This window comes from Mucilaginibacter sp. (assembly GCF_041660805.1).
Taxonomy (GTDB): Bacteria; Bacteroidota; Bacteroidia; order Sphingobacteriales; family Sphingobacteriaceae; genus Mucilaginibacter.
In genome coordinates, this window is sequence record NZ_JBAZVP010000009.1 from 86,234 (window position 1) to 106,792 (window position 20,559).

19 protein-coding genes are annotated in these 20,559 nt (G+C 40.8%); 5 read left to right on the plus strand and 14 right to left on the minus strand.

The genetic code is table 11. From position 1 onward, the window contains the following. Positions 1–109: 109 nt before the first annotated feature. Positions 110–2,194, plus strand: a complete 2,085-nt coding sequence (locus WC743_RS13645) for a TonB-dependent receptor (RefSeq protein WP_373012566.1) — start codon at positions 110–112, stop codon at positions 2,192–2,194. 263 nt (positions 2,195–2,457) lie between these two features. Here the strand turns inward: WC743_RS13645 and WC743_RS13650 are convergent, their stop codons facing one another. Both WC743_RS13650 and WC743_RS13655 read right to left on the minus strand, forming a co-directional pair. Continuing rightward, on the minus strand, positions 2,458–5,013 hold the full coding sequence (locus tag WC743_RS13650; RefSeq protein WP_373012567.1) for a family 20 glycosylhydrolase: 2,556 nt from the start codon (positions 5,011–5,013) through the stop codon (positions 2,458–2,460). Positions 5,014–5,092: 79 nt separating this feature from the next. Next, positions 5,093–6,019 (minus strand): cobalamin-binding protein, encoded by a 927-nt coding sequence (locus WC743_RS13655; RefSeq protein WP_373012568.1) that lies wholly within the window; start codon positions 6,017–6,019, stop codon positions 5,093–5,095. A gap of 124 nt (positions 6,020–6,143) precedes the next feature. On the opposite strand from WC743_RS13655, the gene WC743_RS13660 reads away from it, so the two are divergent. Beyond that, positions 6,144–6,770, plus strand: a complete 627-nt coding sequence (locus tag WC743_RS13660) for a LysE family transporter (protein ID WP_373012569.1) — start codon at positions 6,144–6,146, stop codon at positions 6,768–6,770. 75 nt (positions 6,771–6,845) lie between these two features. On the opposite strand, the gene WC743_RS13665 is transcribed toward WC743_RS13660, so the two are convergent. The 6 genes from WC743_RS13665 to WC743_RS13690 form a co-directional block, all read right to left on the minus strand. After that, entirely contained in the window at positions 6,846–7,913 is a 1,068-nt protein-coding gene (locus WC743_RS13665) for a DUF2157 domain-containing protein (protein WP_373012571.1), read from the minus strand. 97 nt (positions 7,914–8,010) lie between these two features. Next, positions 8,011–8,961, minus strand: coding sequence for a bifunctional riboflavin kinase/FAD synthetase (locus tag WC743_RS13670; RefSeq protein WP_373012572.1), 951 nt, complete (start codon positions 8,959–8,961; stop codon positions 8,011–8,013). Between the two features lie 68 nt (positions 8,962–9,029). Next, entirely contained in the window at positions 9,030–9,746 is a 717-nt protein-coding gene (gene truB, locus WC743_RS13675) for a tRNA pseudouridine(55) synthase TruB (RefSeq protein WP_373012574.1), read from the minus strand. A 116-nt stretch (positions 9,747–9,862) separates the two neighbouring features. Next, positions 9,863–10,660, minus strand: a complete 798-nt coding sequence (locus tag WC743_RS13680; protein ID WP_373012576.1) for an undecaprenyl-diphosphate phosphatase — start codon at positions 10,658–10,660, stop codon at positions 9,863–9,865. Then, positions 10,657–10,929 carry a DUF3098 domain-containing protein gene (locus WC743_RS13685; RefSeq protein ID WP_373012578.1) on the minus strand — a complete coding sequence of 91 codons (273 nt, stop codon included), beginning with the start codon at positions 10,927–10,929 and terminating at the stop codon, positions 10,657–10,659. The genes WC743_RS13680 and WC743_RS13685 overlap by 4 nt, the downstream gene beginning before the upstream one ends. A gap of 59 nt (positions 10,930–10,988) precedes the next feature. Continuing rightward, positions 10,989–11,867, minus strand: a complete 879-nt coding sequence (locus WC743_RS13690; protein WP_373012580.1) for a cell division protein FtsX — start codon at positions 11,865–11,867, stop codon at positions 10,989–10,991. A 213-nt stretch (positions 11,868–12,080) separates the two neighbouring features. Here WC743_RS13690 and WC743_RS13695 point away from each other — a divergent pair, with 213 nt between their 5' ends. Continuing rightward, positions 12,081–12,332 (plus strand): hypothetical protein, encoded by a 252-nt coding sequence (locus WC743_RS13695; protein WP_373012582.1) that lies wholly within the window; start codon positions 12,081–12,083, stop codon positions 12,330–12,332. On the opposite strand, the gene WC743_RS13700 is transcribed toward WC743_RS13695, so the two are convergent. Both WC743_RS13700 and truA read right to left on the minus strand, forming a co-directional pair. Further along, positions 12,333–14,090, minus strand: coding sequence for an ABC transporter ATP-binding protein (locus tag WC743_RS13700; RefSeq protein WP_373012731.1), 1,758 nt, complete (start codon positions 14,088–14,090; stop codon positions 12,333–12,335). It abuts the gene before it with no gap. A gap of 130 nt (positions 14,091–14,220) precedes the next feature. Then, positions 14,221–14,979 carry a tRNA pseudouridine(38-40) synthase TruA gene (truA, locus tag WC743_RS13705; RefSeq protein WP_373012584.1) on the minus strand — a complete coding sequence of 253 codons (759 nt, stop codon included), beginning with the start codon at positions 14,977–14,979 and terminating at the stop codon, positions 14,221–14,223. A gap of 145 nt (positions 14,980–15,124) precedes the next feature. Between truA and WC743_RS13710 the strand changes: the two genes are divergently transcribed. After that, positions 15,125–15,592: a DUF4293 domain-containing protein gene (locus WC743_RS13710; RefSeq protein ID WP_373012586.1), complete on the plus strand. Its 468-nt coding sequence runs from the start codon at positions 15,125–15,127 to the stop codon at positions 15,590–15,592. 1 nt (position 15,593) lies between these two features. On the opposite strand, the gene WC743_RS13715 is transcribed toward WC743_RS13710, so the two are convergent. Beyond that, on the minus strand, positions 15,594–16,469 hold the full coding sequence (locus WC743_RS13715) for an alpha/beta fold hydrolase (protein ID WP_373012588.1): 876 nt from the start codon (positions 16,467–16,469) through the stop codon (positions 15,594–15,596). Between the two features lie 296 nt (positions 16,470–16,765). Between WC743_RS13715 and WC743_RS13720 the strand changes: the two genes are divergently transcribed. Further along, positions 16,766–18,616 (plus strand): DEAD/DEAH box helicase, encoded by a 1,851-nt coding sequence (locus WC743_RS13720; RefSeq protein WP_373012590.1) that lies wholly within the window; start codon positions 16,766–16,768, stop codon positions 18,614–18,616. A 108-nt stretch (positions 18,617–18,724) separates the two neighbouring features. Here WC743_RS13720 and WC743_RS13725 read toward each other — a convergent pair whose 3' ends face one another. From WC743_RS13725 to WC743_RS13735, 3 genes are read right to left on the minus strand one after another with little or no spacing between them, the layout of a single operon-like run. After that, positions 18,725–19,048, minus strand: a complete 324-nt coding sequence (locus WC743_RS13725; protein ID WP_373012592.1) for a hypothetical protein — start codon at positions 19,046–19,048, stop codon at positions 18,725–18,727. Positions 19,049–19,102: 54 nt separating this feature from the next. Continuing rightward, positions 19,103–19,447, minus strand: coding sequence for a hypothetical protein (locus tag WC743_RS13730; RefSeq protein WP_373012594.1), 345 nt, complete (start codon positions 19,445–19,447; stop codon positions 19,103–19,105). 31 nt (positions 19,448–19,478) lie between these two features. Next, positions 19,479–20,486: an NAD(P)H-dependent glycerol-3-phosphate dehydrogenase gene (locus WC743_RS13735; protein WP_373012596.1), complete on the minus strand. Its 1,008-nt coding sequence runs from the start codon at positions 20,484–20,486 to the stop codon at positions 19,479–19,481. Between the last annotated feature and the right edge of the window lie 73 nt (positions 20,487–20,559).

The following is a 20,559-nucleotide window of genomic DNA, read 5'->3' on the forward strand; positions in this document are numbered from 1 at the left end:
TAGTCAACAACAAAATGTAGGGGGTAAGTGTAAAATAATTGCGATGTAACCTTTAATTAGGATTGCCGATATGTTGTAAAGAGCTATTTTTGTTAGCTTCACCACACTTATGACAAAACATTTCCTTTGCCTGTTATTTTCTGCTTTAGTTGGCAGCCAAACGTTTGCCCAAAACAAGCCCGCAAAAACTAAACCCGATACTGCACGCCAGCTAAATACGGTTACGGTTAAGGCATATTTATCTAAACAGCCTGTGCTTAATATTCCTGCATCTGTAAGTGTGCTGGGCCCGGCAAGGTTAAAAGTACAGCCCGATAATTCATTTGTTACGGCGTTAAATACAGTTCCGGGTGTAAGGGCGGAAGAGCGTTCGCCGGGCAGCTATCGTTTATCCATAAGAGGGAGTTTGTTACGTTCGCCATTCGGCATAAGGGATGTTAAGGTTTATTTTGATGAGATCCCGCTTACCGATGCAGGCGGCAACACCTATTTAAACGCTATCGACATTGGCAACATACAACATATCGAAATTTTAAAAGGCCCTGATGGCAGTTTGTTTGGCGCCAATTCGGGAGGTGTAGTTTTGCTGAACCCAGTAAGCGGCCGTGCAGATAGCAATTACTTATCAGCCGGAATAAATGGCGGCTCGTATGGTTTGTTCCATGAAAAAGCATCATTACAGCAAAGCGGTAAAAATTACAGGTTTAACTTCAATCAGTCCTATCAAAACTATGATGGTTACCGCCAAAATAGCCGAATGCACCGCAATTATTTGCAGGCGACCAATGGCTGGCAATATGGCAATAATAATGAGTTAAGGGCTGTAGTTTTATATTCTGATTTAAATTACCAAACACCCGGTGGATTAAACCTTGCTCAAATGCAGGCTAACCCGAGAGCTGCAAGGCTGCCAACCGCTACTTTGCCGGGAGCTATAGATCAAAAGATCGGCATCAATACCAAGATCATTTTAGGAGGATTGATCAATGAGGCCCATTTAACAGACCGGATCCGTAACGTATTAACCGTATTTGGTAACCATGTTGATTTTGCCAATCCTTTCATCACCAATTATGAGCAACGAAGCGAAAACACATTTGGGGCGCGTACCTATTTTGAACTGGCCGCCAAAGCAAAAGAAAACTTAGACTGGAAACTGAACTTAGGCATGGAGTGGCAGCAAACAAACGCGCTTATTAGCAATTATGACAATAATGCCGGGGTAAAAGGAGATGTCCAGAAGATAGACAAGATCAACACCAACCAGCATTTTATATTTGCGCGCTATGCAGCAGATATCTATAAACGCCTGCACGCCGAAGCTGCTGTAAGTTTAAACTACTATCAGTATAAATTTAAAAACATTTCCCCGCTGAATGAAGGTGGGTTTACAGACAGGGATTATACGCCGCAATTAATGCCAAGGCTGGCCCTATCCTATCAAATCACTAACGATTTTGCCTGGCGGGCATCTGTTAGTCGCGGTTACTCAACCCCAACCATTGCCGAGGTTAGGCCAACAGATAATATTGTGAACACCAATCTGCAGGCACAATACGGCTGGAATTATGAGACCGGTTTCCGCCTGCGGAACAAAGATGAAAGCATGTTTTTAGATGCATCGGTATTTTATTACCGGTTAGATAAGGCTATCGTCCGTCAGTTAAACCCCGATGAAACGGAATATTACATTAATGCGGGCGGTACCAACCAGCCTGGGTTTGAAGTTGCCTTTACAGATTGGCTTATTCGCCAAAATCCCAATAACTTTATAAGGGGATTGCAGTTTAATACCTCATTTACTTTAAGCAGGTTCAAGTTCAGAGATTATGAAGTGGCGGGGGCAAATTACTCGAACAACATGCTTACGGGTGTACCTAAAGAGGTTTTGGTATCATCTATACTGGTTAATTTTCCAAAATACTTATCGCTGTTTGTCCAGCACAACTATACCTCGTCAATACCGCTGAATGATGGCAATACGGTTTATGCCGGCAAATACCATTTGCTACAAGCTAAAGCGTCATGGCAGCACAAACTAAGCCGCAAAGCACGACTGGAATTATACGCCGGGGCAGACAACCTGCTTAACCAAAAATACAGCCTGGGTAATGATCTAAACGCTGTTGGTAACCGGTATTATAACCCATCGCCACTGCGTAATTATTTTTTTGGGATGAATGTAGGGTTGTAGTTTGTAAAGACTTTCGGTAGAAAAATGTATTAATCACGAAGCGTTCCTAAGGAACGCCTGCGCATTTTTTTAATATTCTACCAACGAAATGTGCCTATGGCACATTATAACAAATTACCTTCTTAGTCCTGTAGGGACTTCTGGTTGGTAGAAAAACGTAATAATCATGAAGCGTTCCTTGGAACGCCTGGTAAATTAGATAACCTTCTACTAACAAAATAATCGGGAACTGTTAAAGCACTATTCACCCACGGCCATTAAAATTATATCACCGGCTTGTCGTTGCTTTCTCCTTCGGCTACATTACCTCCGCGGCCTTTAATATCAAAAGCACGGAATTTTACTACACCTGTTGCATTAACCGGCCCTTCGTAAATCTTGCTGCTGGCAGTAGGTTCCGTACCATCTGTAGTATAGCGGATTACCATGCCGGGAAATTGAATATTACTTGCGTATTTTCCATCCTGTAACACAACTCCCGGTTTTGGGATCCTAAAGCTGTAACCGCTATTGTAATAAGCTAAACGCGGCAACTCCCTTTTACCTAAAATATTCAGGAATTTACTCCAATCCTGGTTGTATAGTTCGCGCGCTTTGGCAGTATCCCGTTCAGTTGTCCATGACGGGTCTTTGGCCCATGCACGTTCTGCCAAACCTATCAATTTAGGGAACACCATGTAATCCATACGTTCGGCGCTTTTAACTGTCTCGCCCCATAGGGCACCTTGTAAGCCAATAATATTGCCTTTACCATAATCGGTTAAGCGTTGCTTGCCAATAAATAAATTGCGGTTTATAGGACGCCCGTTCTTGTCTACATCAGCATTTTTGAAGTAATCATACGGGATAAAAGAAAAGAACTTATCTATGCCCAAATATGCGCCCCAGTAATAGCCCGGTTCATCAAATGATTTGTAATTGGCCATGTCAAAATACAGGTTGGTAACACAGGTAAGCACTACCTTGTAACCGCCGTTAGCCAGTTTGTAAGCCAAATCCTCCTGCCCATCGCCCAGTACGTTGTTCCAAACATCAACCTGCATGTTCTCATTTAAAAACTGCGGGTTAACCACATAGGCAGATTGCCCATCAAGTGTAGTTTTGCGCAGTGCCATCTCTTCCCAGCCGGAGAGTTTGATATTGCGCTTTTTCAGGATATCGTTAACCCTGCCGTAAAAATAATACCACAGGTCGTTTGTGCTTTTTATTTCGGGATTCGTAGCTTTTAAGGTTAAATAAGCAGGTGATTTTTCCCAAACATGGGCCGGCACTTCATCGCCGCCAAAATGAATAGCAGGCAAAGGCGCGCCGGCTTCTTTGTACATCGTAACCAAATCATTAACTACCGCCTCAACATAAGTATAGGTTGATGGCAGCGAAACATCAATTACGTTATCGTTCCAGTACTGCACTGAGCGATATTCAGACTTGTCGTTTAAATCGCGCAGTAAATAGCGGCTTGCACCTGCTTTATCGCCCGCGGCCATTAAACGATCATATCGGGCATCCATTGCTTTGATAGAGGCACGTGCATGGCCGGGTGTTTCAATTTCGGGCATAACGGTTACATGGCGCTCGGTAGCGTACTTTAATATCTCAATATAATCGGCTTTGGTATAAAATCCGGTACCGGCTGTGTTACCAAAATCAGGACCAGAGCCATGGGATGCTGGTAAAAAACCTTTGCTATTTAAAGTATGCCCGCGTTTTGAACCAACGGCTGTAAGTTCAGGTAACGATGGGATTTCCAAACGCCAGCCTTCATCATCAGTTAAGTGCATGTGAAGCGTATTCAGCTTGTATACCGCCATTAAATTGATGAGTTTTAATACTTGCTGCTTGCTTTGAAAATTACGTGCTACATCAAGCATTACTGCGCGATAAGGAAACCGCGGCTCATCGGTAACATCTAAACAAGGAACAGAAATATTAGCCTGTGGATTTGCCCAATACTCGCCGGATACCGCGGTTTTAAAAGATTGGATCCCATAAAACAAACCGGCAGTGGTTGACGCGCTAATGGTCATTGCCTCGGGTGTGATAAATAGCCTGTAGGCTTCGGCACCTAAGCTGCCCAGCCTTTTAAAAATGATTTTTTTGCCTGATGCAGTGCTTTTGATCTTGCTGCCCAATAATTTCTCCAATCCGTTTATAAAATAGGCTTTCTCTTTCTCGAAAAACGGATCGCTCACAATATTTACCGAATTGGTGATCACAAAATTGCCACTGTTCTCCTGATAGTTGAGTGGCGTAGGAATTATTTTTTGAAGTTGCTTTGCAGGTATATCCTGTATGATCTTATTTTGATTGTAGATAATTTCTGGTGTTATTAACCCCTGGTAAGTGGGCTTATATGATTTTACAATAAAATCTAACGGGGAATAACCTTTGTTAGGCTCGGTATCCCAAACCAGGTATGGGCCTTCAATTGCATCCGTAAAATTCACCACCGGCGATTCGCACACATACTCTATCCGGGCACTTTCACCGGGTTTTATCGCCGCGAATTTATCAACAGGTGTAAAGCTATACAGGTCGCCGTTTACCTGCTCAATTTTAGCATTCCCGCTTGTGGCATTTACTAAAAAATTACGTGACGAGTTAAAATAGATCTTCCAGCCTGTAGCCGGGAATGCTTCTTTATCTGTATTAGTAATGGTAATGGCAGTAAGCGCCATTTGCTTGTTCTGGTAGTTATTATCTACCACTTCCCAACTAATACTTAGTTTATTTGCATTAAACCGGGGTTCATCTGCCACTAAGGCAAACGATTTGATGGTGGTAAACAGAACCAGTGCCAGGGTCAATAAGCTACGCATTTGCTAATATTTAGGTTGTGAGACGTAAATATAAGTAAATATTTATTTTAAAATGTTGCGCTACTTTTTAAAGTATTTTTTAAAGTGAGAATTTTACCCAGCCTTTTCCTTCGTAACCGAATATGAATTGTTTGGGGTGGATGATCTCTGCCAGTATTTCAATAGAATCCACTATCCGTGGGCCGGGGCGGTTAAAATACTGGTTACCGTCTGCAATGTAAATGCGATTATTTGTTACCGCTTTTAACTCACTGAAGCCTGGTTGCTGCAATAATATATTTATCTCGCGCATAGTGCGTTCAATAGGAAACCCGCAGGGCATCAATAAAATCACATCAGGGTTTTGGTCATGAATATCCGCCCAGTCAACATAAGGTGAGTGTTTGCCGGCTTGGGCCAAGATAGGCACACCGCCTGCTATGGTAACCAGTTCCGGCACCCAGTTACCTGATATCATCATAGGATCGAGCCACTCAATACAGGCAACCGTTGGCTTGCTCTCTACAAACTTTAATTTATGCCTAACAATATCTACCCGCTCGTTTAGCTCTTCCAATAAGCGCCCACCGGCTTCAGGTACATTCAGTGCAGTGGCAACATGGGCTATATCAGTAAATATATCATCCAGGCTATTTGGCTGCAGTGATATGATCTCTGCATGCTTATCTAAATAATTTTCCAGCGCCTGCTCTACCTGAGGTAATGATACGGCACAAACTTCGCACTGTGCCTGGGTTATTACCACATCCGGCGCCAGTTCTTTTATTACCTCGCGTTTAACGGTGTAAACGGATAAAGCATCTGCAAGGATCTCTTTAACTTTTACATCTATCTCAACACTGCTTAAACCATCCGGAAAATTTGCCTCGGAACATACCGGCAGGTTTTGCACCCCTTCCGGATAATCACATTCATGTGAGCGGCCAACTAAATTATTTTGCAGGCCAAGGGCGCAAACTATTTCGGTAGCGGAGGGTAATAAGGATATGATTTTATCAGCGGGCATGTTTATGCAGATGTTATAAGGTGCAAATATGCAAATTTAAGGGCTTGCAGTATATCTAAATTTCTTATCGTATAGTCATTTTACTGCGGACATTATTTGGCTATTAAAATATATCTTTGCGCAAATGATACTCCTAACCTTTTTCATCGGCATCATAGCTAATTTTATAGGCTACGTACCACCGGGCAACATTAATTTGACGCTTGTACAAATCACTATTAACCGGGGGATAAAACAGGCGCTACAGTTTATTATTGCTTTTTCATGCGTTGAATTCTTCTTTACATACATTGTTATGCAAGGCGCCAAATGTTTGTCTGAAGAGGTTAGGTTAGATACTATTATTGACTGGGTAATGGTTGTTTTGTTTGGCACTTTAGGCACAATTACATGGCTAAACCGCAATAAACCACCAAAAACAACTTACTCTAATCATGCCAGCATTAAATATGGCATACTATTAGGTTTTTTAAACCCCATGCAGATACCTTTCTGGATGGTGACCGGCACTTATCTGATCACTCATGAATGGATAGAAGACGGCCGTATAGCTTTAGTGATCTTTAGCATAGGTTCGGCAGCGGGAGCATTTATAGCATTGTTTTTATACGCCCATTTTGCGCGCTACCTGCAAAAGAAATTTGCCCTCACCACCCGTTTTATTGATACAGGGATTTCGATACTTTTCTTTGCCTTTGCGGCATACCATATTTTTAAGCAGATCTATCTGGTGTTTTTTAAGCACCGGTAATATAGAATCAGGAAGTAAGAGACGGGAATAAAGACAGAATATCACCCATGGTAAATATCATGATTGTAATGAATATTATACTTCTCCCTCAGATGTTTCAGGTACTTTGGTATTGATATTCCATATTTTTTCTGCCTTACGGCCAATAACCCAGAATGACATAGCCAGTATAGAAAAGAACAAGGTTTTATTGGTGTGATCCCAAAAATATTCAAAGTATTTGGTGTAAAGGAAAATAATAAGAAAGGTAATGCCAAATTCGCGGGCTATAACATCTTTGCTTTTTAAGCCATACAGCAGGAAGGCGCCTGCTACCACAGCCGAGATAATTCCCCAGTAAAACAGGCTGATCTGTTTGATTCGCCACCAGGTATCAATGCTGCCATAATTCCCAAATATGCTAAACAACCAAAGCGACATGAACAGGTACAACATGCCTACCACATAGGTGATCTCCCAGAAAAAGGCAAACCATTTTTGGTTTTTTAACACATGGCAGGCAGCTACTAACAGCAGCCCAAAAACCACAAACCGTAAAGGGTAATTCATCCCCAGAAAATACAGCGCCCATTTTGTTTGATAGCCTGTTTCGGTACCAAACCAGCTACCCAGTGATACCAACGCAAAAAGCCATATCATTCTTGAACCCATACGCCAGGCCAAAAAACCATATACAAATACCGATGCCAAAAACAACAGCGAATAATGACCCGAGCCATTATCGAATGTTTTACCCAGATATGCAATACAGCAGGCGGTGAACAATACACCGGTAAATATTACAGCTTCATTACTAAAAACTTTTTCTGGATTGTGCTTCTTACTCCTATGGCCCAGGTAAAACAAGCCGGCAGCCAAAGCACCTGATAATATACTAATAACAATGTCCGGTGTTTCGTACAGCTTCTTTATCCAATTAATAACGGCATCATCTACAATAAACGAACCTACTGCCACAACGCCGCATATAAGAGCCACCCAAAAAGAATACTTAGCCAGGCGCATCCAATCAAAGCCCTTTACCTCGTAAGAGTCACGCAGCTTATCGGCTTGTTCGGCATCAACAAGATGGTTCTTTTCCCAATGGGAAATGGTCTCGTTTAAAAATTCACTTTCCTGCCTGTCGAGATTTAATTTGGCCATTTAATAATTTGGTAGCTATTTCTTAACTCAAATCTATTGAATTATATGAAATTAGGAAATTGAGAGTGGAGTTTTTGTTGATTTATGTAATGAATGGCTATGTATTAAACTGCGGACTATTCATTATCAGCAGGGCCAGTACATCTTCTTTGTCTTTGCCTAATTGTACTACCAATTCTTCAAGCGAGGCGAATTTAATATCTTCACGTACAAAGTGCAGAAATTCCATGCGGAGTTCTTTATTATAGATCTCGGCGCTAAAATCAAAAATATTTACTTCAATGTTGCGGGTCATGCCGTTAACAGTGGGGCGATGACCAATGTAAGCCATACCTTTATATTCCCTGCCTTCTACCTTAACTTTTACGGCATAGATCCCATCAGATGGGATGAGCTTGTACCTTTCTTCTATCATTAGGTTTGCAGTTGGGTAGCCCAAAGTACGGCCCAACTGATCGCCACGGATAACTTTACCGGTGATGAAGAAAGGATAACCCAAACATTCATTGGCTATGTTGATATCACCATCAAGCAATGCTACCCTGATACGCGTAGAACTGATGGCTACATCGTTAATATCCTGCTCGGGTATTTCTATTACCTCGAAACCGTAAACCGGCGCCAAAGCAAGCAGATCATGCAAGCCGCCCTGCCTGTCCTTGCCAAAACGGTGGTCATAACCTATAACAATTTTTTTAGTGCCGATTTGATTAACCAACACATCGCGGATATATCCTTCTGGCGATTGATTAGAGAAATCTCTTGAAAAAGGGGTAATAATGAGGTGATCTACACCTAATTGCTCCAACAGTCCGGCTTTTTCTGTAATGGTGGTAATAAGCTTAATACTTTCATCCTCGGGATGCAATATCATCCGCGGATGCGGAAAAAAAGTAAGTATAACGGTTTCACCTCCCGAGGCATCTGCCAGCTCTTTTATGCGCGATATTATTTTACGGTGGCCAATGTGTACCCCATCAAAAGTGCCAATGGTAACCACTGCATTTTTAACCGGCGTAAATTCGTCAATATGGTGATAGATCTTCATTCTGTTCAGCACAAAGGTAAAAGGAGAAAGGACAAAGGAGAACGGTTTTATTAATTGAAATGTAAAAATTACAAATCAGAAGGATCAGCCTGCCCTGCTTTGAGCTCCCGAATAGCACTAACCAGCTCTAAAACCTCGTAGGCATCTTCAATGCGGTAATTCCCGCTTCGGGTACGCCTTAATTTGGAAAGATAAGCGCCATTATTTAAAGCAGCACCAAAATCATTCACCAATGAGCGGATGTACGTTCCTTTACTGCACACCACTCTGAAATCAACTTCGGGTAGTTCAATGCGGGTTATTTCAAATTCAGATATAGTTACATTACGCAGGCGCAGCTCCACATCCTCACCACGGCGGGCCTTTTCGTATAAACGTTCGCCATCAATTTTAATAGCCGAATGCGCGGGCGGATACTGCTGGATGTCGCCGGTAAACTGCGCACAGTTAGCTTTTATTTGTTCATCAGTTAGGTGACTAATGTCGAATTTTACTTCAGGTTCACTCTCCAGGTCATATGTGGGGGTGGTGGCACCCAGTATCATAGTACCTGTGTATTCTTTCTCTTCGGCCTGGAAGGTATCAATCTGCTTGGTCATTTTACCTGTGCAGATAATAAGCAACCCGGTAGCCAGCGGATCAAGCGTGCCTGCGTGGCCCACTTTAAGCTTTAACGGCTTAAATGAATTGCGAATTTTGCCTACCACATCAAAGCTGGTCCACTCGTAGGGTTTGTTAACCAGCAGTAACTGGCCATCGGCAAAGTCTTGAATAGATTTGAACATGAACCTTGATTTAGGGGATTTGTCTGATTAAAGGATTTTTAATTAAAATTTCAGAAACTAATTTTATCCGTTTTACAATCAAATCCGGTAATCCGTAGAATCCTTTTAATCCTGGTTTATATTACCTTTAAATCATGGCCTGATACGATGAGAATAATGATTATTCCTCCTATCAAAATACGGTACCAGCCAAATAACTGAAAACCGCGGCGCTCTAAAAAGGTGATGAATGTTTTAATGGCCAACAAGGCTACTATAAAGGCGATAACGTTACCAATAGCTAAAAGCTTAATTTCTTCGCCGGTAACTACATGGCCTTCTTTGTAAAAATCATATAGTTTTTTGGCAGTCGCGGCAAACATGGTGGGCACTGCTAAAAAGAAAGAAAACTCGGCCGCTGCCTTACGGCTCAGCTTTTGCGACATACCGCCAACAATGCTGGCAGCAGAACGTGAGGTTCCGGGAATCATGGACAGGCACTGAAAGAAACCTATCTTTAAAGCCGTTAAATAGCTTATCTCTTTTTCTTCCTTAACTTCGGCCCGGTTAAACCATTTATCAACAAACAATAAAATGATACCGCCAACAAACATGGTAATACCTACTGTTAAGGCGCTCTCCAATAAATTATCAATCTTTTTGCTAAACAGTAAGCCAAAAATAGCAGCCGGTATAAAAGCCACCAATAGTTTAATGTAAAAATCAAGCGTTTGGAAGAACCGTTTGAAGTATAATACCACTACCGATAATATTGCACCTAACTGAACAGCTATAGTAAAAAGCTTTATAAATGAATCATCCGCGTTACCCATTATGGATGAAGCAATGATCATGTGCCCGGTTGATGATATAGGCAAAAACTCCGTGACGCCCTCTATTATTGCAAGAATAATTACTTGTATATATATATTCATGCCTTAGCTGATGGCTTTTTTAAGATAGCATAAAAGCCTAAACCAAAACCGGCAAGCACTACTATAGGTGCAATAACAATTTTAGTAGTACTGTAAATATCTGTTGTACCGCTCATTAGCACAAAACCAAATGCCACTACAGCAATGCTGATAATTAATATCAGGTAGTTTTCCCTTCCGAATATGAATTGTACCGGTGCTGTTGTTGGCTGGGGCCTGGCTGCAGTTGTTGTTTTAGTAGCAGCCGCTTTTGATTGTTGCAATGCCATATTTTTAATTAGTGATTTATTGAATTAGTGATTTAGTGATTGGGATACCCCAGATAACACTATCTATATAGATCGTATATTTTTAAACGTAAAAACTTATTAACTGCCAGAAAGGTGCTAAAAGCCGATATAAATATGCCCAGGCCTATTACACCTAAAAAAACAATGCCAAACTCGGTATAGTTTTGCAAAATTACCAGGTCAGGGATCTGTTTGTTAGCCAGGTACAATGTACCAATCAATATCACTACAGATATTAAACCGCCCAGCAGACCATGCCAGATACCATAAAGCAAGAATGGCTTGCGGATAAATCCTTTTGTAGCACCTACCAACTGCATAGATTTTATTAAAAAACGCTGCGAATAAATAGCCAGCCTGATAGTATTATTGATGAGCGCTACTGATAGTATAATAAATATACCCGCAAAGGCCAGTATAATTAAGCTGATAGAAGTAAGATTAGAGTTCATCTGATCTACCAGTGATTGCTGGTATTTAACTTCTTTAACCAATGGATTTTTAAGCAAAGCAGCTTTGAATTTTTCAATACCAGCGTTATTGGCATAATCTGCTTTCAGATAAACATCAAGCGATTGCGATAACGGGTTATAGCCCAAGAATTTTACAAAATCTTCGCCCAGATCTTTTTGCAGGTTACGGGCGGCAAGTTCTTTACTTACGTACTGGGTTTGTTTAACCATTGGATTGGTATCCAACTGTTTTTGCAATTGCAGTACGTCGGTTTCATGAGCCGAATCATCCATGAAAAGATTAAGCACAATGTTTTCTTTTACATAGCGCGACAAGTTATTGGCATGTACCAATATTAAGCCTAAAAGCCCTATCATTAATAAAACCATGGCTATACCAAAAACGGTTGATATATATATCGTTTTTACCTTTTTTGATGATTCGCTTGCTTCAAATTCTTCCATTTACCTTAGTTATGAGATTTGAGATATGAGACCTGGGATCCTTATACCTTACCCTAATTGTTTGCGAAATTAACAAACCCGCTCTAAAGGTAAAAGTTTATGGCGTATAATTAACAATAATTAACGAGTTGGATAAACGCGTCATTGCGAGGAACGAAGCAATGACGCGCGGTTGATGTGTAAACAAATAGCTTTACCACCTGTTATAATATCATGACAAAGCCCGCAAACGATCACGACAAACCTTCACCATCTGATACCCCTACCAACAGGCCGGCAGATAACGGCCACAAAAGTGTAGTTAAAAAAACAGACAAGCAATATTATGCTGATGAACCTGAGCAGGAAAATGTTGCAAAAGAATATGAGAACAGGGAACAGCCAGTTAACCCTGTAAAACATCCACCAAAAAAAGATCAGCCGGACGTATCTGATGATGGCGCCCGCAGATTGGAATCAAAATAATTACTCTATAGGTTTAGCTATACCTGCCGAGTTAAATTGCAGATCGTACAGTTTACGGTAATAACCGTTCTCGATACGTAACAATTCCTGATGGGTGCCTGTTTCCTTAATCTCGCCATGGTCAAGCACTATAATTTTATCTGCATTTTGTATAGTAGATAAACGGTGCGCTATCACAATGGCTGTACGGCCCTGCATTAATTTGTTAATGGCATTTTGTATCAGCAATTCTGTCTCTGTATCTACCGATGAGGTTGCTTCGTCCAATACCAAAATAGTGGGGTTATAAACCAACGCGCGTATAAAGGAAATCAGCTGCGCCTGCCCTGCTGAAAGCGTTGCACCACGTTCCATTACATTATAATCGTATCCGCCGGGTAAGCGTTCAATAAAATCATGTGCGCCTACATCTTTGGCGGCTTTGATGATCTCTTCTCGGGTAATGTCCGGGTTATTCAAGCTGATGTTGTTGCCAATGGTATCGGTAAACAAAAAAACATCCTGTATCACAGTCGCTATTTTTGACCGCAGATAATCCACTTTGTATTCTCGAATGTCTATCCCATCTACCTTCACCTCTCCCTTGCCAATATCATAAAAGCGGTTCAGGATGTTTATGGTTGATGATTTGCCTGCGCCGGTTGCGCCAACCAATGCCAGTGTTTCACCGGGTTTTATGTGAAAGTTGATATTCTTTAACACCCAGTTTTCGTCATTATAAGCAAACCAAACATTGTTAAATTCTATCTCACCTTGTAAAGCCGGTGGGGTTAATTTGCCTTTATCAATAGCAACTTCATCGGTGTCTAATACTTTAAAGATCCTATCTGCACCTACCATACCCATTTGCAGGGTATTAAACTTATCGGCCAGCTGGCGTATGGGGCGAAAAAGCATGTTTAACAACACAATAAACCCGGTAATAACACCCGGTGTAACCCCGCCCGGTGATGCCGAAATACTATGCAATTGCTGATCACTGAGTATCCGTTTACAGCCATACCAAACCAGCAGGGCTATACAAATAGCGAACAAAATTTCTACCACCGGGAAAAAGATAGAATAATACCAGTTAGAGCGAATGTTGGCATCCCTATATTTTTCATTTACCGAGCGAAATTTCCGCATTTCCTGTTCCTCGCGAGAGAAATATTGAATAATACTGATACCGCTGATATGCTCGGCCAAAAAAGTATTTAAATGCGCCACTTGAGTACGCACTTCCTGGAAAGAAGATTTTATGGCTTCTTTAAACACATATGTTGACGCAAAAAGCAAGGGCATTGGTATGAGTGTAATGAGTGCCAGCTTCCAATCCTGGAAAAGCATATAGCCAATAACCGCTATTACCAACAGTAAATCGCCCATGATAGAGATCAATCCTTCAGAAAAGATATCGGCGATGGTTTCCAGATCAGATACGGTACGGGTGATAAGCATACCAATTGGCGTACGGTCAAAGTATTTTAATCGCAGACTGGTGATGTGATTGAAAATATCTATCCGCAAGTCCCGAATTACCGACTGCCCTAACGAATTGGTTAAATACGTTTGATAATACTGTGCAATGGTTTGAATAACCAGCTGCCCTATCATCAGCTCTATCATAAATACCAATCCGTGGTAGTCATTTGCCAGGATGTATTTATCTAAAGTAAGTTGTATCAGAATAGGTTGCGCCAAAGCAATGGCCGCTAAAAAAATCGTCAGCAATGTCGCTATAATGAAAATGCCATTATATGGCTTCACATAGTGCATTACTCTTCGCAGTAATTTCCAGTCGACCGCCTTACCTGTTACGACACCCCCTCCGCCCCCTGAAGGGGGAACTTTTGAAGTACTTTCTTTTTTATCTTTTGCCATTATCTGATCAATTTCAGCTCCCCCTTCAGGGGGTTGGGGGGTACGGATACTTTATCTCTGTTAAATATAACCCGCAGGCCGGTACACTCATACCCGCTTTGCTTCTGTTCTTACTTTCTATAATAGTCCTTATCTCTTCGGGCAACATTTCGCCCTTGCCAACCATTAATAAGGTACCTACTATAGCGCGAACCATATTACGCAGAAACCTGTCGGCAGATATTTTAAATATAATACCATTGTCGGTTTGTTCCCAAATTGCTTTTGCAATTTTACAATTATTGGTTTTAACCTGCGTATTTGATTTACTAAAACAGCTAAAATCAATATACTCCATAATTATAGCTGCCGCCTGGTTCATCAATTCCATGTCAGGCTTGTCACGCAATAACCATGAGTACCCATTTAAAAAAGGGTTCTTTTCAAAATGAATATGGTATTCATACGAGCGTAATGTGGCATCAAAACGTGCGTGCGCATCAGCGTTTACCGGTATAATACGTTTTACGGCTATATCATGAGGCAGCAAAGCGTTTATGCCGATTTCAAACTTCGAATTTTCGATCTCGGATTTGGGACCATCGAAGTGCGCGAAATATTCTTTTGCATGTACGCCTGTATCTGTCCTTCCGCAGCCAATTGTTTCTATAGGATGGCGAAGCAGGGTTGATAATGCTTTATTAAGCAATTCCTGCACGCTTACGGCATTTTGCTGTATCTGCCAGCCATGATAGTTGGTACCATCATAAGCCAATTCAATAAAATACCGTTGGTTATTTGCCACGGCGCAAAGTTAACATCATTTACGATTTTAGATTATCTTTGTGAAGGTTAAACTGGCCGTAAACGTTAAAGTTTGTAAAGATTTCGTGCTTACATCTTACATTTGCAACAGTTTAAACTATCACAACATTTACAACTTAAACAAAATGCTACAAAGAATACAATCTATATACCTGCTGTTTGCCTCTTTGGTACTGTTTGCCCTTTTCCTTTTCCCACTTGCACATAACATTTACGTGAACGGTAAACTGGTTAACGTAACGGTTACCGGCGTTTATGAAACCGTTAACGGACAGGATAGCCACATCCAGGTATTTACCGCCCTAACTATAATTACTGTTATTGCGGCATTAATACCGCTTATTGTAATATTCCTTTATAAAAACCGCAAGCAGCAAATTGCCTTGTGCTACAGCGCTATACTGGTATTAATTGGCTATAGTTTTTGGATGGCTCAAACTGTAAAAAAAGTAGTTGGCGATATCACCCTTGAATATAAAAACATGGGCATTGGTTTGTTCCTTACTTCGTTGAGTATTATACTCATTATTTTTGCCGTTAAATCAATTCAAAGAGATGAGAAGCTGGTAAAATCTGCCGACAGGCTGAGGTAGGTTACCGAAACCTGTCATATTTATCTATCTTCCTGAATGGCTTCGCAAAAAAGTCACCAACTACCTGGTTAAACATATCCTTGTAAACTATTGGTGTACCATGGCCAGAGTTTGGCAATATCCATAAGTATGATTTTGTTATCGCTTCTGCTATGGCAAGCGTATGTTTTGTTACTATCACATCATGGTCGCCACCAATAACTAACGTTGGGCAGGTTATCTTTTTTAATGCTTCCAATTTAATATGCGGTTCGTATGATAGCAGGTGCATCAACTTAAGTTGATTTTTCATTTCAGGCGTGGGGTTTTTCATCCGCTTTAAAGAATCAGCCCCTTTAATATTAACATCCATAATCATTTTATAAACAAACGGATCAACAGCGGTACTGTCCGGCCAAAGGTTGGCGCCGGTAACAGCAAGCTTTTTTACTTTATCGGGGTGGTTCATGGCCAGCAGCAAGCCTTCTATCCCGCCGTCGCTCCAGCCTATTACATTTACATTTTTTAACTTCAGGTGATCAAGCAATGCGTTTAGGTCGTCGCTGATCATTTCATAACTCAGTGAGTCGGCATGGTCTATGGTTTTACCCTGCGCGCGACTGTCGGCAATTATCACCTGGTAATTTTTAGCAAAAAAAGGGATCTGGTAAACAAAGTTTTTGATTGAACCTGTGTTACCATGAATAATTAACAACGGCTCGCCTTTGCCATAAACTTCATAATACATTTTTATTCCACGAAGTTCGGCGTATTTACCTACTGCTTTGTTGCGGCCGTACATGGTAGTATCCATGTCTTTTTCAAAGTCCTGTGCCCGGCTAAATGTTGCTGTTAATAAAAGAAGTAAAATGCTGATGCTGTTTTTAAGGTATTTCATATAAGGTTTGTGAGTGATTAAAGATATAGATTATTCCTTTTTATATATAAATTTTTATGGACAAACATTTATAGTTAACGTTAACATATTGTGTATTTTAAAGTTAACAAATTGCAAGGCTGTAAATGGCATAAAACAATCTTTCAAAAAATGTATTGATTTTAAGCCAGTTACAGCGTTTTATCGCCATAAATTTACCATTATTATAAATTACAAAAATGGCATTTGATATTGTGGATTTTAATCTTACCTTTGCAGCCGATTTGGCGATGTAGCCAAATACGTTATTTTAATTCATGAACCCATTTATTAATCTGGGAATCCGTCATGATATTGTTAATGCCATCTCTGAGTTAGGATTTGAAAATCCAACACCAATCCAGGAACAGTCAATTCCGGTATTGTTAACAGGCAGCAACGATTTTGTCGGATTAGCCCAAACAGGGACCGGTAAAACAGCTGCTTTTGGACTGCCGTTATTAGAACTGCTTGATTTCGAAGAAAATCATCCGCAGGCGCTTGTTTTATGCCCAACACGTGAACTTTGTTTACAGATCACGAACGACATTAAGAACTACGCCAAAAAAATGAACAACGTTAACGTTGTTGCCGTTTATGGTGGTGCAAGTATTCAAGACCAATTACGCCAGATAAAGCGTGGTGTGCAAATTGTTGTTGCTACACCGGGCCGTATGCTGGACATTATTAACCGTAAAGCGATTGACTTTTCGCAGGTTAAGTTTGTAGTATTGGACGAGGCTGATGAGATGCTCAACATGGGCTTCCAGGAAGACATTGACAGTATCTTATCCACCACTCCGGACGAGAAAAAAACATGGCTGTTCTCAGCCACCATGCCTTCTGAAGTAAGAAGGATCGCGAAAAAATACATGACCGATCCTTTCGAACTAACCATGGGCGAAAAAAACACAGGTAATGTTAACATTGATCACGAATACTATGTTGTTCGTGCCCGTGATAAGTATGCCGCATTTAAACGCATTGTTGATAACAACCCTGAAATTTTTGGTATCGTATTTTGCCGTACTAAAATTGAAACTCAGGAAATTGCTGAAGCACTGATAAAAGATGGCTACAATGCCGATTCTTTACACGGTGACCTTTCACAGCAACAACGCGATAAGGTAATGAAACGTTACCGCGAACGCAGCCTGCAATTATTAATTGCTACTGATGTTGCTGCACGCGGTATTGATGTTAATGATGTTACACACGTTATTAACTACTCTTTACCTGATGAGATAGAAAATTATACACACCGTAGCGGCCGTACAGCACGTGCAGGTAAAACAGGTGTATCTATAGCTATTATTAACAGCAAAGAACTTGGTAAAATTCGCCAGATTGAACGTACCATTGGTAAGAAATTTGTAAAAGGCGAAATACCTACAGGCTTTGATGTTTGCGAAAAACAATTATTTGCCCTTGTACATAAAGTACATAACGTAGTAGTTAACGAAGCTCAGATTGAGCAATACATCCCTCGTATTATGGATGAGTTTAAAGACCTTGAAAAAGAAGAGGTTATTAAACGTTTTGCATCATTAGAGTTTAACCGCTTTTTAGATTATTACAGTAATGCTCCTGACCTTAACGCACCTGCAGACGATTTCCGCAGAGATGGCGAAAGAGGCGAACGCGGCATGCGCGATGCAGGTGGCAAATCAGAATTTACACGTTTGTTTATCAATTTAGGTTCTGTTGATGAATTTAACCGCGGCGATTTGCTGGGTTACATTTGCAACAACTCAAAAATAAGCGGCCGTACCGTTGGTAAAATTGATGTTAAAGGTGTTTACTCATTCTTTGAAGTAAGCAACGGCGATGTTGACCAGGTAATGAACAACTTTAAGGGCGTTGAATTTAAAGGCCGTGAAGTTAGGATAGAAATATCTGGCGAAGGTACAAGCACTACCCGTAGTGGCGGTGGCGAAAGACGTGAAGGTGGTTACCAAAGACGCGAAGGCGGCGGCGGTTTCAACCGGGACAGGAATAGTGGTGGTGAAAGACGCGAAGGTGGCTTTAACAGGGACAGGAACAGAAGCGGTGGTAACAGCGGTGGTGGTTTCCGTGATTTCTCTGGTAAACCCCGCGAAGATCGTCCGGAACGCCGCAGAAGATTCTAATTTAGTTAGTTTTCATAAGAGCTTCCGAGTAGTTAACGGAAGCATAAGTTTAGTTTAGTTTTGTTTACAAAGCCTCTCGTTTGCCTAAGCATCCGGGAGGTTTTTGTTTTAACGGCTAAATTCTATCGCTACTGAATCAGGAAACATCAGGCTTAACTCATGATCGTTTAGTTTTTGTATCACAAACTTGGTATAAGGCTGGTTTCCTTCAAATGAGGTGAAAATTGTATCGCCCTTCAAAAAGTAATCCTCGGGTACTGGCGATTCACTATCAAGTGTAAATTGTTTGTTGGTGATCTTCAGCGTGGTTTCGCCATCTTTTGATTTCCAGGTGCCTTCTAATTTAGGGTTTGTTTGTTTTTTGCTGCATGCAACATTTAGCAGCATTAGTGTACCGGCAAAGTATAAAAATATTATCGGATAGGTTTTCATATAAGTGATAAATAAAAAAGCACCTGTTAAACAAACAGGTGCCCTTAATTAAATTTATTTTATTGGTTTATCAACCAAGTCGGCTTTTTTTACATAAATATGCCTGCCTTTACTATTTACGTAATAATAATAAGAGTTTTTATCAATGTACACAGTTTCTCCGTTTGGTGCAACCTTGCCTTCAAACTTTTTATCAGCAACGGCTGATGCACCTTTGGATGCTATTTCTGCGGTTTTGTTACCAACCTTCGAAGCTGTTTTTTCTGTTGCCTTCCATCCCTTTTTAGCGCCTTTGCTAATTTTATGACCCAGGGTTGAATCTTTATGAGTTTGTGCAAAGCTGGCTGATGCTGCAAATAAACTCACAGCAAACAATGCTGTTTTGAATATACGTTTCATAGAAGTATCTAATTAAGTTAACTTATATAATTTAACTCAATTTCTCTGCCAGTTTACTCATTTCGATGGCAGGAGAGCTCTTTTTGTATAAAATAGCGTAAACAGCCTCACAAATAGGCATTTCTACTTTGTATTGCCTGTTAACCTGGTGTAGACAATTTACTGCATAATATCCTTCAGCAATCATATTCATTTCTAATTGTGCCGATGTTACCGTGTAGCCTTTCCCTATCATATTACCAAAAGTTCTGTTACGGCTAAACTGCGAATAAGCAGTAACCAACAGATCGCCCAGGTAGGCCGATTCTTTTATATCCCTGTCAATAGGGTGTACAGATGCTACAAACCTATCCAGTTCGCGTATGGCATTTGATATTAATACCGACTGAAAATTATCGCCATAACCAACACCGTGGCAAATGCCGCTGGCAATGGCATATACGTTTTTAAGTACAGCGCCATACTCGGTTCCGTAAATATCATCAGATACAATGGTTTTTATGTAACGGGTGTTCAGCATACCGGCAAACTCAGTGGCCAACGCATTATTTTGTGATGCTATGGTGAGGTATGATAATTTCTCAAGCGCAACCTCTTCGGCATGGCAGGGACCGCTTATTACCAAAAACTGATCAAACGGAATATTATATTTCTGGTGCAGGAATTCGCCTATGATCAGGTTTTCATCGGGCACAATGCCTTTTATGGCAGATACTATTTTTTTACCAACCAGATCTTCCGGCGTAATACCTTTTAGCGCTTCTTTTAAGAACGCGGCCGGTACATTTAGTAATATACAATCAGATGCCTGTATGAGTGCTTTAAGATCAGACGAAATGTTTTGCCCGGGAACTTTTATTTCAACAGAACTTAGGTAGTTAGGGTTGTGCCCAAATTTTTTTATATGTTCAACTGCTTCTGTGCTCCGCATCCACCAAAAAATCTCTTTTTCAATGACGTTATCGGTAAGCATCTTAATATTTGCTGTGGCCCAGCTTCCGCCACCAACAACTGTAATTTTTTTGATTTGCTTAAACATTAATAAGTAAAGTGTACAGCCGGTTAATTGGTTTTACCGGCACAACAAATTAATGAAATTTTATGCAGAAAAG